The sequence below is a fragment of the Vibrio mediterranei genome (assembly GCF_900088415.1).
Lineage (GTDB): Bacteria > Pseudomonadota > Gammaproteobacteria > Enterobacterales > Vibrionaceae > Vibrio > Vibrio mediterranei.
Window position 1 is genome coordinate 544,335 of record NZ_FLLQ01000002.1, and the last position, 14,474, is coordinate 558,808.

Annotated in this window: 11 protein-coding genes; 6 read left to right on the forward strand and 5 right to left on the reverse strand. The window is 44.0% G+C overall.

Annotation, left to right across the window (positions count from 1 at the left end):
• Nucleotides 1–133: 133 nt before the first annotated feature.
• Entirely contained in the window at nucleotides 134–1,066 is a 933-nt protein-coding gene (gene prmB / locus VME0621_RS08565) for a 50S ribosomal protein L3 N(5)-glutamine methyltransferase (protein WP_006070007.1), read from the reverse strand.
• A 62-nt stretch (nucleotides 1,067–1,128) separates the two neighbouring features.
• Between prmB and smrB the strand changes: the two genes are divergently transcribed.
• Nucleotides 1,129–1,659, forward strand: a complete 531-nt coding sequence (gene smrB, locus VME0621_RS08570) for an endonuclease SmrB (protein WP_031493271.1) — start codon at nucleotides 1,129–1,131, stop codon at nucleotides 1,657–1,659.
• A 4-nt stretch (nucleotides 1,660–1,663) separates the two neighbouring features.
• Here the strand turns inward: smrB and sixA are convergent, their stop codons facing one another.
• Entirely contained in the window at nucleotides 1,664–2,128 is a 465-nt protein-coding gene (gene sixA / locus VME0621_RS08575; protein ID WP_006070005.1) for a phosphohistidine phosphatase SixA, read from the reverse strand.
• 293 nt (nucleotides 2,129–2,421) lie between these two features.
• Here sixA and VME0621_RS08580 point away from each other — a divergent pair, with 293 nt between their 5' ends.
• A complete protein-coding gene (locus VME0621_RS08580; protein ID WP_062457892.1) occupies nucleotides 2,422–5,205 on the forward strand; it encodes an insulinase family protein in 2,784 nt (927 codons plus the stop codon).
• Between the two features lie 39 nt (nucleotides 5,206–5,244).
• Here VME0621_RS08580 and fadJ read toward each other — a convergent pair whose 3' ends face one another.
• Nucleotides 5,245–7,362: a fatty acid oxidation complex subunit alpha FadJ gene (fadJ, locus tag VME0621_RS08585; RefSeq protein WP_062457894.1), complete on the reverse strand. Its 2,118-nt coding sequence runs from the start codon at nucleotides 7,360–7,362 to the stop codon at nucleotides 5,245–5,247.
• Entirely contained in the window at nucleotides 7,362–8,684 is a 1,323-nt protein-coding gene (gene fadI, locus VME0621_RS08590) for an acetyl-CoA C-acyltransferase FadI (RefSeq protein WP_370736764.1), read from the reverse strand. The genes fadJ and fadI overlap by 1 nt, the downstream gene beginning before the upstream one ends.
• A 480-nt stretch (nucleotides 8,685–9,164) precedes the next feature.
• On the opposite strand from fadI, the gene VME0621_RS08595 reads away from it, so the two are divergent.
• The 4 genes from VME0621_RS08595 (at nucleotide 9,165) to VME0621_RS08610 (ending at nucleotide 13,465) form a co-directional block, all read left to right on the forward strand.
• Nucleotides 9,165–9,713, forward strand: a complete 549-nt coding sequence (locus tag VME0621_RS08595) for a sigma-70 family RNA polymerase sigma factor (protein WP_370736766.1) — start codon at nucleotides 9,165–9,167, stop codon at nucleotides 9,711–9,713.
• Nucleotides 9,706–10,422: a DUF3379 domain-containing protein gene (locus VME0621_RS08600; protein ID WP_062457897.1), complete on the forward strand. Its 717-nt coding sequence runs from the start codon at nucleotides 9,706–9,708 to the stop codon at nucleotides 10,420–10,422. Before VME0621_RS08595 ends, VME0621_RS08600 begins: the two co-directional genes overlap by 8 nt.
• Nucleotides 10,423–10,684: 262 nt before the next feature.
• The gene (locus VME0621_RS08605; RefSeq protein WP_062457900.1) at nucleotides 10,685–11,932 is read left to right on the forward strand and encodes an outer membrane protein transport protein; all 1,248 of its coding nucleotides are present in this window, start codon (nucleotides 10,685–10,687) and stop codon (nucleotides 11,930–11,932) included.
• A gap of 291 nt (nucleotides 11,933–12,223) precedes the next feature.
• Nucleotides 12,224–13,465, forward strand: coding sequence for an outer membrane protein transport protein (locus VME0621_RS08610; protein ID WP_062457903.1), 1,242 nt, complete (start codon nucleotides 12,224–12,226; stop codon nucleotides 13,463–13,465).
• 72 nt (nucleotides 13,466–13,537) lie between these two features.
• Here the strand turns inward: VME0621_RS08610 and VME0621_RS08615 are convergent, their stop codons facing one another.
• Entirely contained in the window at nucleotides 13,538–14,413 is an 876-nt protein-coding gene (locus VME0621_RS08615; RefSeq protein WP_082795492.1) for an MlaA family lipoprotein, read from the reverse strand.
• Nucleotides 14,414–14,474 lie beyond the last annotated feature (61 nt).

A 14,474-nucleotide genomic window follows, 5' to 3' on the forward strand; every position in this document is an offset into this window, starting at 1 on the left:
CTATATCCGAGCTTGTTCAATGCCTGTCTGTTCTTCGTGATTTCATAGTGACGACAAAGGCAGACGTTGTAAACCCCCAAACAAAAAAACGCCGCAATTCTCATTGCGGCGTCTTAAGTCATCTCGTTAACGATCAATCTTTATAGATTGCAAATTCCTCAGCGTGGGCAACAAGCTGCTCTCGCGTCAGCATAAATACGCCGTGCCCACCGTTTTCGAATTCAATCCAAGTAAATGGAATATGAGGGTACTGTTCCATCATGTGAACCATGGAGTTACCCACTTCACAAATAAGAATGCCGTTGTCAGTTAAGTAGTCTGGTGCATTAGAAAGAATACGACGCACCAATTTCAATCCATCTGTCCCTGCCGCAAGACCAAGCTCCGGCTCATGAGTAAACTCTTCTGGTAAAGAATTCATATCTTCTTCATCCACATATGGTGGATTTGAGACAATCAGGTTGTATTTCTCTTTTGGCAGATCGCGGAACAAATCAGAGCGAATTGGGAACACTTGCTGCTCGAGGCCGTGGTCTTGAACGTTTTGTTCTGCAACTTCCAATGCATCGGTAGAGATATCAATAGCGTCTACTTCGGCATCAGGGAATGCATGTGCACATGCAATCGCAATACAGCCACTGCCAGTGCAAAGGTCCATGATGCGTACCGGCTCTTCACTTAACCATGGCTGGAACTGCGCCTCAATTAATTCGCCAATTGGAGAACGCGGCACTAATACGCGCTCATCAACGAAGAACTCTAAACCACAGAACCACGCTTTGTTAGTCAAGTAAGCTGTTGGAGTGCGATCGTTGATACGCTTAATCACACGCTCAACAACGCGAAGACGCTCACTACTTGTTAAGCGTGAGTTCAAAACATGCGGTGGCACATCGATAGGTAAGTACAGCGTTGGCAGAATCAGCTGAACCGCTTCATCCCAAGCATTGTCAGTGCCGTGGCCGTAAAAAAGACCCGCTGCGTTGAAACGACTGACCGTCCAACGAATCAAATCTTGTAATGTGTGAAGCTCAGAAACGGCTTCTTCCACAAAAATCTTATCCAAAATTGCCTCCAAAAAGCGCTACAATACTGCTAATAACCTAATTTAATGAGTTGTTCCCATTAATGAGCCAGAAAGACGACAATACCGATGATGATTTCGGTCTATTCCGGGACGCAGTACAAGGCGTAAAAAAGTTGCGACAGGATACCATAGTCCAGCAGCCAAACCGAAATAAGAAACAAAAAGAAGCGAAAAGAACCAATAGAGAAGCGAAAGACGCAGAGTTTTACTTCTCGGACGAGTTTGTTCCGCACTTAAGCGATGAAGGACCAACGCGCTATGCTCGCGATGATGTGTCTACGTATGAAGTAAAGAGGTTACGTCGTGGTGTCTATGTACCTGATGTTTTCTTAGACATGCACGGCATGACACAACAAGAAGCAAAACGTGAATTAGGCGCAATGATTGCTCATTGCGTGAAAGAGAACATTCATTGTGCTTGCGTTATGCATGGCATCGGCAAGCACATTCTGAAACAAAAAGCGCCTCTTTGGTTGGCGCAGCATCCAGACGTAATGGCGTTTCACCAAGCACCACTCGAGTTTGGTGGTGATGGTGCTCTGTTGGTATTGCTTTCAATACCAGAAAAGTAACGCCCTAAGGGTGAATGTGCCAGAGCACTTCGCCCTGCCTTCTCTCCACATCATACTCAATGCACACTAAGCCTGATGTTGGAAACATTGGTGCACTGATATCACCGACAAACTCGGCAGTTAGGTAACCAACCAACGGCAAGTGCGATACCAGCAAAATTGACTCTAGATTTTCTAACTCAGCAATAGCTGACACATACTCAACCACGTCTTCCGCTTGACCATAAGGCGTAATATCGTCAGAGGTCACCACATCGTTACTACTAAACTCGCTACTAATTGCAGCCCAAGTTTGTTGTGCTCTCAGGTATGGGCTGACCAGCACTTTGTCAAACTCCGAGTAACCTTGCTGTTTGCAAGCTCTCGCAACGATTACCGAGCATTCTTTACCGTGAGATGTCAGAGCTCGCTCTTCGTCGCTAGGTGCGTAATGGACGGCCTCGCCATGGCGCATTATAAAAACTTTCATATGTTTACCTGTTTCTACTGATGGTTAACTTCATCGTTCCATCGATACAGAGCTATACTTATTTAAAAAAATTAATTATATCAATTCACTTGCTAAAGGCTTCGACTTTCTTAACAATTTAATAAGTAGTCTAAAAATATTTGTAACTTTGTTTTTGCGTGTCTCTTATTTAACGTCATAATTATTTTACTTAAGTATTGGTAAACCCTGTTAGTACCAATAGTGAGACATTGCTTTTGTTGCCAGGTGCTTGGTTGAGCTGTCCAAGCTTCCGCTTAATCTGGAGAAGATAAGTGCATCTAAGTCCTAATGATAGTCGCTCCTATCGCTACCTTACTCTCAACAATGAGCTAAGAGTGCTGCTTATTCAAGATATGCAGGCTCAAAAATCGGCTGCCGCTCTGGCCGTTAATGTCGGTCATTTTGACGATCCTGATGATCGTGAAGGGCTCGCTCATTACCTGGAGCATATGCTGTTTCTCGGCACAGACAAATACCCCAAAGTTGGTGAATTCCAGTCTTTTATTAGCCAACATGGTGGCTCAAATAATGCGTGGACAGGCACTGAGCACTCGTGCTTTTTCTTCGATATTTATCCAAACGCTTTTGAAAAAGGTCTCGACCGTTTCAGCCAGTTTTTTTCTGCCCCTCTTTTTAATGAGGAAGCGCTCGACAAAGAGCGTCAAGCGGTAGATTCAGAGTACAAACTAAAGCTGAATGAAGATGGACGACGTTTGTATCAGGTCCAAAAAGAGACCATTAACCAAGCTCACCCATTTTCTAAATTTTCCGTCGGAAATATCGACACGCTGAGTGATCGGAATGGGCAAAGTATTCGCGAAGAAATTGTTCGTTTTCATAAAGAACAATACTCTGCTGACCTTATGACATTAGCACTCATAGGCCCTCATGAACTTGATGAGCTCGAGCAATGGGCTACCAGCAAGTTTAGCGATGTGGGCAATAATCAATTACACGGCAAAGTAGTTGATGTCCCTTTTACGACGAAAGAACATACCGAAGTTCTAATTCAAGTAGAACCTATTAAAGAGATCCGCAAGCTGATTCTCTCTTTCCCATTACCTGCCACGAATCAGCATTATCACCAAAAGCCAATGTCATACTTCGCCAACTTACTCGGCTACGAAGGTCAAGGCAGCTTAATGCTTTATCTTAAAAACAAAGGGTGGATTACCTCGCTATCTGCTGGTGGTGGAGCGTCGGGCAGTAACTTTCGCGAATTCAGTGTCAGCGTCTCTTTAACACCTGTTGGCTTAGAGCATGTTGATGAGATCATCCAAGCCGTTTTCCAGTTTACCGCGCTAATAAAGTCTGACGGCATGGATGAATGGCGCTACGATGAAAAAAGGGCTGTCACCGAATCAGCGTTCCAATTTCAAGAACCTGCACGCCCATTAGATCTCGTTAGCCACCTTGTAATGAACATGCAAAACTATTTGCCAGAGGATATTGTCTACGGCGACTATAAAATGTCTGGTTATGATGAAGAGCTATTGAAGCTATATGGTTCCTATCTCACCACAGACAATTTGAAAGCAACCTTAGTCGCTAAAGAGCAACATTACGACCAACAAGCGAAGTGGTATTTTACGCCCTATTCTGTAACGCGTTTTACTGACGAACAGATAGCATTCTTTAATCAGTTGCCTGCGTTTTCTGAGCTTCCATTTGGATTGCCAGAGAAAAATCCATTTATTAACTACGATTTAAAGACCTACCCTGTTGAGTCCAATGGAGAGCACCCTGAGCTAATTGAAGACCTTGACGGCTTTAGGCTGTGGCACCTACAAGACGATAAATTCAACGTCCCAAAAGGCGTAGTGTTTATTGCTATCGATAGTCCTCATTCTGTCAATTCACCCAAGAACATTGTCAAGACTCGCTTATGCGTTGAAATGTTCCTCGACTCATTGTCTGAAGAAACTTACCCCGCTGAAGTGGCTGGTCTTGGGTATGACATGTATGCACACCAAGGTGGTGTCACGCTGTCCATCTCAGGATTCAGTAAAAAACAGCCTCAGCTACTGGAAATGATTCTTAAGCGATTCGCGTCTAGAGAGTTTAATCCTGCCCGATTCGAAAGCATCAAATCGCAACTATTGAGAAGCTGGCGCAACACGGCCAAAGATCGTCCTATTTCACAGTTATTCAATGCGATGACCGGGATATTGCAACCAAACAACCCGCCTTATCCGGTGCTAATCGAAGCTCTTGAGTCTATCGAGGTGGACGAGCTACCTAACTTCGTTCAGTCTATTTTGTCCGAGCTGCATATTGAGATGTTTGTCTACGGTGATTGGCATCGCCAAGGCGCACTCGATATCGCCACTACTTTGAAAGATGCCCTTAGACTGAATAATCAAAAATACGAAGAAAGCCTGCGTCCTTTGGTCATGCTTGGGGAGAATGGCAGTTTCCAAAAAGAAGTATTCTGCGACCAAGATGACTCTGCCATCGTGGTTTACTATCAGTGTGAAGATATTGAACCAAGAAGCATTGCGCTGTACTCGTTGGCGAACCACCTGATGTCCGCCACCTTCTTTCATGAGATTCGTACCAAGCAGCAGCTCGGCTATATGGTTGGCACTGGTAATATGCCGCTTAACCGTCATCCTGGTATTGTATTGTATGTCCAATCGCCAAATGCAGCGCCCAACGATTTGATTCGCTCAATCGACGAATTTCTTAACGCCTTCTATATGGTGTTACTAGAACTTAATGATTACCAGTGGCATAGCAGTAAGAAAGGTCTTTGGAATCAAATCTCAACCCCTGATACAACTTTACGAGGACGAGCTCAGCGACTATGGATTGCTATTGGCAACAAAGACACTGAGTTTAACCAGCGAGAGAAGGTGCTAGCTGAACTTAAGTCACTTACAAGGGCGGATATGATTCGCTTTGTTGTGAATGAGCTAAAACCCAGAACCGCCAATCGACTGATCATGCACAGCCAAGGTAAAGCGCATATTAACGCGCCACGTTTGGACCTAGGTTTAGAGATAGGCTCAATTGAAGAGTTTCAATTAAGGCCGAAGGATACGGATTTAGGATAATAAAAAACCCCTCATTTGAGGGGTTTTCTTTTTTAACGCTTATTTATAGAAGGTTTCGTCAAGTCCAGCTCGGGTTAACAAGCCATCACATGGTGCAAAGCGGTCACCGTATTTCTCTGCGTGCTGGTTCATCAACTCAACGACTTTCTTAATTCCAATCGTATCCATATAGCGGAAAGGACCACCTAAGAATGGTGGGAAACCAATACCGAAGATCGCACCAATGTCACCATCACGTGGACTGCGAATAATGCCTTCGTCCAAGCAGCGCACTGCTTCATTCAACATAGGTAAAGCACAGCGAATAGCGATATCTTTCTCAGACATCTTAGCTTCAGGTTTCAGGCCAAGAACGCTGTACACCGAACTGTCCACCGACTTCTTCTTACCTTTATAGGTATAGAAACCTTTACCTGTTTTTCTGCCTTTACGACCATCGTTTAATAGTTTGTCGAAAACATCTGGGCCTTGGAATCGCTCGCCTAGCTCAGCGACTAGAATCGGCATGATCTTAGCGCCAATATCAACACCTACTTCATCTAACAGTGTGATAGGACCCACAGGGAAACCAAAGTCCAACAAAGCGTTATCAAGCGCTTCAATCGGCTCGTTTGATAGTAGGACGTTTGCCGCTTCATTCATGTAAGGCGCAAGAATACGGTTTACGTAGAAGCCTGCTTGGTCTTTAACGACAATCGGTGTTTTACCTTGCTTTCTGGCAAACTTAACCATAGTCGCGATAGTTTCATCCGATGTACCTTCATGCGGAATCACTTCCACCAACGGCATTTTATCGGCTGGACTAAAGTAATGCAGACCAACCACATTTTCTGGACGTTCCGCTTTTTCAGCAATCTGCGCGATAGGAATGGATGAAGTATTGGTAGCAAAAATGGTTTCTGGTTTAGCGTTGGTCTCGACGTCATTCACCATCTGTTGTTTCAACGACAGATCTTCAAATACCGCTTCGACCACAACATCGGCCTTGGCAAAACCAGTAAAGTCTGTGCCGCCAGCCATTTGCAACATTTGCGCTTGTAGATCCGCTTTAGAGATAATGCGACGCTTACGCTTTTTCTCTAACAACTTAAAGTTGTAGTTAAGCGCATTCACAATGCCTTCATTAGCAACATCTTTAATGCGAACTGGCACTTTCGCTTTGCATACGGTGACGTGAGTAATACCCGCCCCCATTAAGCCACCGCCCAGTACCACAGCGTTGTCGACGGCTTTAGGTTGTGCGTCACTACCAAATTCTTTCTTCATCTCTGTGGTAGCGAAGAAAATAGAACGTAATGCTTTAGATTCTGAAGTCATCACTAATTCGCCAAAGCGTTTAGCTTCATTCTCCAGCCCTTTCTTCATGCCTTTTTCGAGACCATAGCGAATCACATCTAAAATGGCATCGGCCGCAGGATAGTTGCCGCGTGTTTTTTCGTTGGTCTTCTTCGCTGCTTGGTCAAAGATAACTTTACGACCAAGACCGGTACCTGACATCAACACTTCTTTCTTGGTGAGCTTTTTCGCTTTGCGCTTTTTGCCCTTATCTAAGAAATCTTTCGCTACGTCCAACAAAATAGTGTGCGGCACGCTTGCATCGACAACACCAAGTTTCTTCGCCTTTTTGGCTCGAAGTTGCTTACCAGTAAGAATAAGGTCAAGAGAAGGCAGTAGCCCAATAAGTCTCGGTAATCGCTGTGTGCCACCAGAGCCAGGAAGCAGACCGAGCTGAACTTCAGGTAGTCCTAGCTTAGTAATACCTGAATCACTACATACTCGGTAATCACAGGCAAGTGCGAGCTCTAGACCACCGCCCAAGCAGGGGCCGTGAATCGCAGCGACAACAGGGAATGGGAGATCGGAAAGCTGCTGAAACATCTCTTGCCCTTTTGCAGCTAACGCTTGTGCTTCTTCTGCAGATGTACATGCATCAAGCATTCTCACATCTGCTCCGGCAATAAAGTTATCCGATTTCAATGAGTGGACAATCAACCCTTTAAGTGCCGATTTTTTCTCTTCAAGCTCAGAAAAAACTTGTGCCATTTCATCGGCAAACGCAGCTTGAAGGGTATTCATTTTCTCACCTGGAACATCTATTCCAAGCCATGCAATGTTCTGCTCATCAACATTAAGATGAAAGGCTTTTTGCTCGCTCATTATTCTACCTCCAGAATCATTGCCGCACCTAAACCACCAGCCGCACAGGCGGTGTTAAGCGCTAATCCACCACCGCGACGCTTAAGCTCGTTCAGTGTTTGCGTAATCATTCGTGCACCAGTGGCTGCGAATGGGTGGCCATAGGCAAGTGAACCACCAAGTACGTTGAATTTCTCCATATCAATTTCGCCAATTGCACTCGAACGGCCAAGCTTTTCTTTAGCAAATGACTCGCTTGCAAACATCTTGACGTTAGAAAGTGCTTGGGCAGCGAAGGCTTCATGCATGTCGATAAGCGTTAAATCTGATAACGAGATTCCAGCGCGATTTAGTGCCATAGGTGTCGCATAAGATGGCCCCATCAGCATATCTTCACGAACGCCAATAGCAGAGAACGCATAAGAGCGGATATAGCCTTTGATTTCTAAACCCAGCTCTTTAGCTCGACCTTCACGCATCAACATAATAGCTGCAGCACCATCGGTCAGCGGCGTACTGTTAGCCGCAGTTACGGTGCCATATTGGCGATCGAATGCTGGACGAAGCTTACTATAGCTAGCAAGCTCTGAGTCATGACGGATGTTGTTATCTTGATCTAGGCTCTTCTTATATGGTTCAGGGAAGGCCGTCATTACCTCATCACGCACTTTGCCTTCTTTCCAAGCCTGCGATGCAAGGGAGTGAGAGCGATGTGCTAATTCATCTTGTTCAAGGCGAGTAATTCCATGAGATTTCGCCATTTGCTCAGCCGTTTGTCCCATAGATAAACCAGTCGAATACTCAGCGACCGCAGGTGGCACAGGCATAAGGTCCTTGAAAGACAACTTCTTAAGAATGCTAAGTTTTTGGCCGACTGTTTTGGTTTTACTCAAAGCAAGTAGGTTCGCCGCCAGTTTTTTAGAAACCCCAATAGGTAAAACAGAAGATGAATCGGCACCACCAGCAATCCCAACATCAATGGTGCCAGCCATAATACTTTCGCAGACATTGGCAGCAGCTTGGAAACTAGTCGCACAAGCTCTTGTCACACTATAAGCGTCAGTATGAATGTTCATGCCTGTGCCAAGAACAATTTCTCGTGCAATGTTAGGGGCTTCTGGCATCTGAACAACCTGACCAAATACCACTTGGTCAATTAACTTAGGGTCGATATCGGTACGTGCCATCATTTCGGCAACGACCATCTTTCCTAGGTCAACAGCGGGTACTTGGCTAAATTCGGTGCTTTGGCGCGCAAAAGGGGTGCGCAACCCTGCAACTACAGCGATACGTTCGCCGTTACGGGTGGTGAGATCGATTTTCCCCACTTCCTTACTGCTCATAATTTCTCCTTCCTAAGAGGTCTGACCACAACATTGTAACGAAGATGTTAAGAATTTAAAACAGTCGTTTAATAAAACTTGATGGATTTATTGAATAACGTGATATGGTCGACCAAAATGGAATATGAGAATGACGCAAGCTAAGCGACAATAGGAACAGTGAAAACAAGAAGATAGATTCTACGAGCAAAAAAAAACCACACAGTAAATTGTGTGGTTGGAATCTATAAAGCAATTAACTTGCGCCAATTGAAAATAATCAGTTTCCTGATTAGGAGAAAGTAAAGTCAGCCTTCAAAAGGAAGTGTCATCTTGCTCAACATGTTAGTCCCGAAAGACCAACGAGATGACAAGGGTTAATATAACCGCTCCTCAGGTCTTAATTTTGAACTAGATCAATTTTGAGTGACTTTGCCATCAATCCAGGGAAAAAAACACGAATCACAGAGCAAAATGGGGACTCCTGTGGCATTTATTAAAATGTTTGGAAAGAAATCTTCGAGTGGTCCGGTCAACTCGAATATGGACAAACAAAGAAAATACGAAGCACTGGTTCGTGCTTATCATAGAGATTTGTATCGATACGCTTATTGGTTGTGCAAAGATAAGCCGGTCGCCGAAGATCTCGTACAAGAAACTTGCTTGCGAGCATGGAAGTCTCTGGATAGCCTCCAAGACGAAAAAGCCGCGAAGTCATGGCTTATCACGATTCTACGTAGAGAGAATGCTCGACGTTTTGAACGTAAGCAATTTGATCTCGTGGATATTGATGATTACGGCAATGATGCAAAGGTTTCTGATGATCCGCACCATCAGCAGGAATGGCTTCAAGCACAAATTATGAAACTCGATGTTGAGTATCGCGAACCCCTCTTTCTACAAGTCGTTGGTGGCTTTAGTGGCGAAGAGATCGGCTCGATTCTCGACCTTAACAAAAACACTGTAATGACTCGATTATTTAGAGCACGTAACCAGCTCAAGGAAATGTTGGAGTCTGCGGATTCACCTAGGGGGCAACACAATGGATGAGTTAGAATTCCGTCGTCGTATTATGTCCGATCCGAAGGCGAAAGATGCTGAGTTATTGAAAGCGATCCAACAAAGTGAAAGCAATGCGAAATATATGGACGATATTTTGTCATTGGACGCTCGCATCGAACAAGCGATGAAAGTCGATGTTCCCGATGATTTAGCCGACCGGATCTTATTTAACCAACCAGAAAGCAATGTGGTCAAAGTGAAGTTCGGTAAGCGTGCGCTTTCGTTAGCTGCGTCCATCGCTTTCGCATTTGGCTTGCTAGTTGGCCAAGTTAATTGGGGAAATGTGGTCGTTTCACCGGCCCAAGCTTCGTTAACTGATACTGCTATGAAACACGTTCATGAAGAAATGGGCTTTATTGAGCCCCTTGATGAAAACGTGTCTAAGGCTCAAATCAATGCTAAATTGCTGCCATTTGCATATCAGATCGGTCAGAGCTTTCCTTACCATGTTTACTATTTGAATCACTGCGGTTTTGGTGAATCCAACGCAATGCACATGGTATTTCAAGGTGAGAAAGGTAAAGTTACTCTGTTCTTAACCGGCATCGCAAGCGAGCAAACGAAATCTTTCGATAAAGACGGTATGGCAGGAATGGTCGAACCGATTGGCGACGCTAGTTTCATCCTTGTTGGTGAAGAAGGCGAAGATTTTAGTAAAATCGGCGAAAACATTAAGAAAATCCTTAACCCTGCTTAATTTTACAGATAAAAGAGCCCTATTTCTGAGTAGGGCTCTTTTTTTATTGATATCGTTATTTTTAGAGTACAAACTCTAGAAATAACCTTTTTCGATGCATTTCCTGCCAATTAGTCATCATTTATATACTTTTTACACGATTTTAGTTACTGGTCAGATTTCTATTGCCTATACTAGCGATTAGGATCAGCCCCGAAATTGAGCATTAACTCAATTTTCACTAACGCCCAAAGAGGCGATTACAAAAAAGGATGTATACTAAATGACTACTTCGCGTCTGTATAAAAAAACACTATTAGCAGTGGCAGTCTCGTCACTCACTTTCGCCTCTCAACATGCAGCAGCAGCAGGTTTCCAACTTAACTCTCAATCAGCAACAGGCTTAGGTCGTGCGTTTGCGGGTGATGCAGTAATTGCGGATAACGCTTCGGTAATGGCGCGTAACGCGGCAGCGATGACGTTGTTTGATTCGCACCAGTTTTCTGGTGGTTTGAATGTCATCGCATCTAGCATTGATGTTAAAGATATCGGTGGTGCGGGTTCTCTGGGTATACAAGAACCTGATGCAAACAACACGGCAACGTCATATGTACCTAATATCTATTATATCCATCGCCTAAATGACAAATGGGCTTTAGGTGCTGGTATCTATTCTAACTTTGGAACCACTAACAACTTCGATGACTCTTTCGGAGACAATAACTATGCTAAGGTCTATGGCGGTACAACAGAGATTTCCAGCATCAACTACACACTAAATGCTGCATACCGCATTAATGAGCAGTGGAGTGTTGGTGGTGGTATTGATATCGTCCAAGGCTCAGGCAAGCTAGAGCGTACAACTAGCCCTTCTACACCTGTGCTAAATGAAACCAAAGTTGTAAACATTGATGCTAGCGGCGTTGGTGTTGGTTTCAATGTCGGTACTGTGTTTGAGCTAAATGAAGATAACCGATTCGGTTTAGCATACCACTATAGCCCAACAGTTACCGCAGATGGCACCGTTGAATATCTGGCCGATCCAAATGCCAGCAGTATCGATCTAAAGCTGCCTAGCATGGTAGAGTTTAGTGGTTTCCACAAAATTACTGATACCAAATTCGCGGTTCATTATAGCGTTCAATGGATTGGTTGGAGCGTATTTGACAAAGTAGAAACTAATAACAACGAAACTATTAAAGAATACAACTGGCAAGATGGCTACCACTTTGCTCTAGGTGGTACGTACTACTTAAATGAAGAATGGACTCTACGTGCTGGCTATATGTATGACACAGCAGCGCAAGACCAAGACCGCTCGATTTCTGTACCAGACTCAGATCGTCAATGGTTCTCTGTCGGTGCTGGTTATAACTTCAAGAAACACCACACGATTGACCTAGGTCTAACTTACCTAGCAGGTAAAGATGTTTCTGTAACCGAATCGAGCGCTCCTTTAGCTCCAGAACTAACTGCAACCACACATGCTAACGCATGGCTTGCAGGTATCCAATACAGCTACAGCTTCTAAGCTAAACAGCTAAAATTCTTAAGGGTCGGTATTCCGACCCTTTTTTCTATCTACCCCTACTCTACCCTTCACTTTCAGCATACAACTGGTCATACCTTTTCTTAGTTTTTGTATACAGATGTAAGCTGAATTTTTGAAACATCACCATAACATCTAGATTATTAACCCACAATAATATATTTTTACGATATTTAAATTCAAAAATGATGTATTTGTAATAAATTAGTTTTAAAGCATTTACTCTAAAAATAGAATCACCGCTCTAAATGGAAATACTTTGAGCGAACAATAATGACAATTTCAAAACGAACTCCCCTATCTCTTGCAGTGGTTTTGGGGCTGCTCTCCTCTACACAGGTCTCAGCGGCAGGTTTTCAACTAGCAGAATATTCAGCGACTGGTCTAGGACGCGCATTTGCAGGTGAGGCAGCAATGGCTGACAATGCAAGCGCACAATGGCGTAACCCAGCAATGTTGACTTATCTAGAGGGTACTCAGATATCTGGTGGTGTGCTTTATGTCGACCCAAATATTGACGTTACAGGCACCTCTTCAACATATGGTTACACTGAAGCTAAAGACATTGCTCATAGTGCACCTGTACCTAACTTATACGTGTCACATCAAATTAATGATAGTTTTACTGCTGGCCTCGCTCTAGGGTCAAACTACGGTATGGAAACAGAGCTTGATAGTAGCTTTCTTGCGACCCAGTATGGCAATCAAGCGAAAGTAATGACCGTAGAAGCTGTCGCTAGCTTAGGTTATAAAATTAATGAGCAATTTAGTATTGGTGGCGGTATTCGTTTCGTCACTGGAGAAGGACATTTTGGTGCTTCAGTTCCCGTAACAGGCACTGACCTGAAGTATATGGAAGGAAAAGATAGCTCTTGGGGCTATCAGCTTGGTGCGGCTTGGCAGATTAATCCTGACAACCGTGTTGGTATTGCTTATAAGTCGAAAGTAACTATGGACTTCGAAGGTGATGCCAGTGGTTTATTAGTACCAAACCAAAGTATTGGCGGAACGCTCTCAGTCCCTCTACCAGCAACCCTTGAACTAGCTTCATTCCATCAACTAAATGAAAAATGGGCAGTTCATGGAAGTATCAACTGGACCCAATGGAGTGACTTCGACAAACTTGTTGCCGAATACGACAATGGTATGAGCGATCATATTAAAGGTGAATACTGGAAAGATAGCTATCGTTTCGCTCTGGGTACTACGTACAGTTTAAATAAAAAAGTAACGTTGCGTGGTGGTGTTGCTTACGATATGTCAGCTGTTGACGATAAATACCGTACAACCACTATTCCAGAAACAGATCGTACATGGTTAAGTGCTGGTGCTAGCTATGCATTTACAGAACAGTTCACTTTGGATGGTGGTTTGACTTATATAATGGCGCGTAAAGCTCCGATCGTTGAACCTCGCGACTCACATGACCAAGCTGCGTCCGTTTTTGGTGATTTCACTGGTGAAATCTCAGGTGATGTTTGGATTGTAGGCGTACAAGCTAACTATCGTTTCTAATAGTCTCTATAGCTAATTAAGAGATCCTCTATTATTCACAATGAGGATCTCTTTACAAAGTGCCTTCTTGAGCTACTCAAAATCCTCCAAGTAGTCATCAATATAAGCTTCTTCCTCCGCATCCACTTCATCATCCACTACTTCTGCTTTGTAGTTCTGACGTTGGATATAAATATCCCGAGTAAGCGAATAAGGATCTGGTGACTGTTCGAGTGTTGCTTCTTGAGGGACGACTAGCGCACGTTTTTCCATTCCTTCCAAGGCCCACTTGCCAAAGCTAGCCCAGAAGTTCAAGAAAGATATCGGCGGATATAATCCATCTACTACATCCGCACCTTCACGCAAGGTAATCGGTCCGTAGCCCGGTATCATAAAATATGGGCCCGTACCGACTCCATAATGCCCAATTGCATCACCAAACTCTTTTTTATCTCGCTTTTCAATACCGGCCGCAGACGCGATATCAATAAAGCCTAATAAACCTAACGTACTGTTTATCCAAAAGCGATTGAAGTGATCTAGCGCCTTGCCGCCATTCCCCATAACAACATTGTTTACAGCGCTAAACGGCTCATCAAGGTTCGCTAGGAAGTTACGTACCCCTAGTCTGACAGGGTCAGGCGTGTAGTTGACATAGGCGAGAGAGACGGGACGCACAAAATAGGGGTCTAAATAGTCATAGTTAATCGCCCACATTGCTCGGTTAAAGCTCTCGAAGGGGTCATAGACATCGGTTCCAACCTGAGTCGTATCATTGTCAGGTTGTTGTTCACTGTTCTCGACTTGCAGATCGCTGGACTCGCTTGAGCTAGAATCCAAAGTCGTCGTTGTCTCTTGACTTTCTATTGGCTGGATTTCTTCAGGAGATGAAGAGCAACCAAACAGAAATACGCAAGAAACAAAAACGGCAAAAAGAGTTATCTTTTTGCCGGTTGATGCTGACTGCATAACCTCATCCATAAGCCATGACAATCTGAGCAGTTTCGTATTTTTCTATCCTAATACTTTG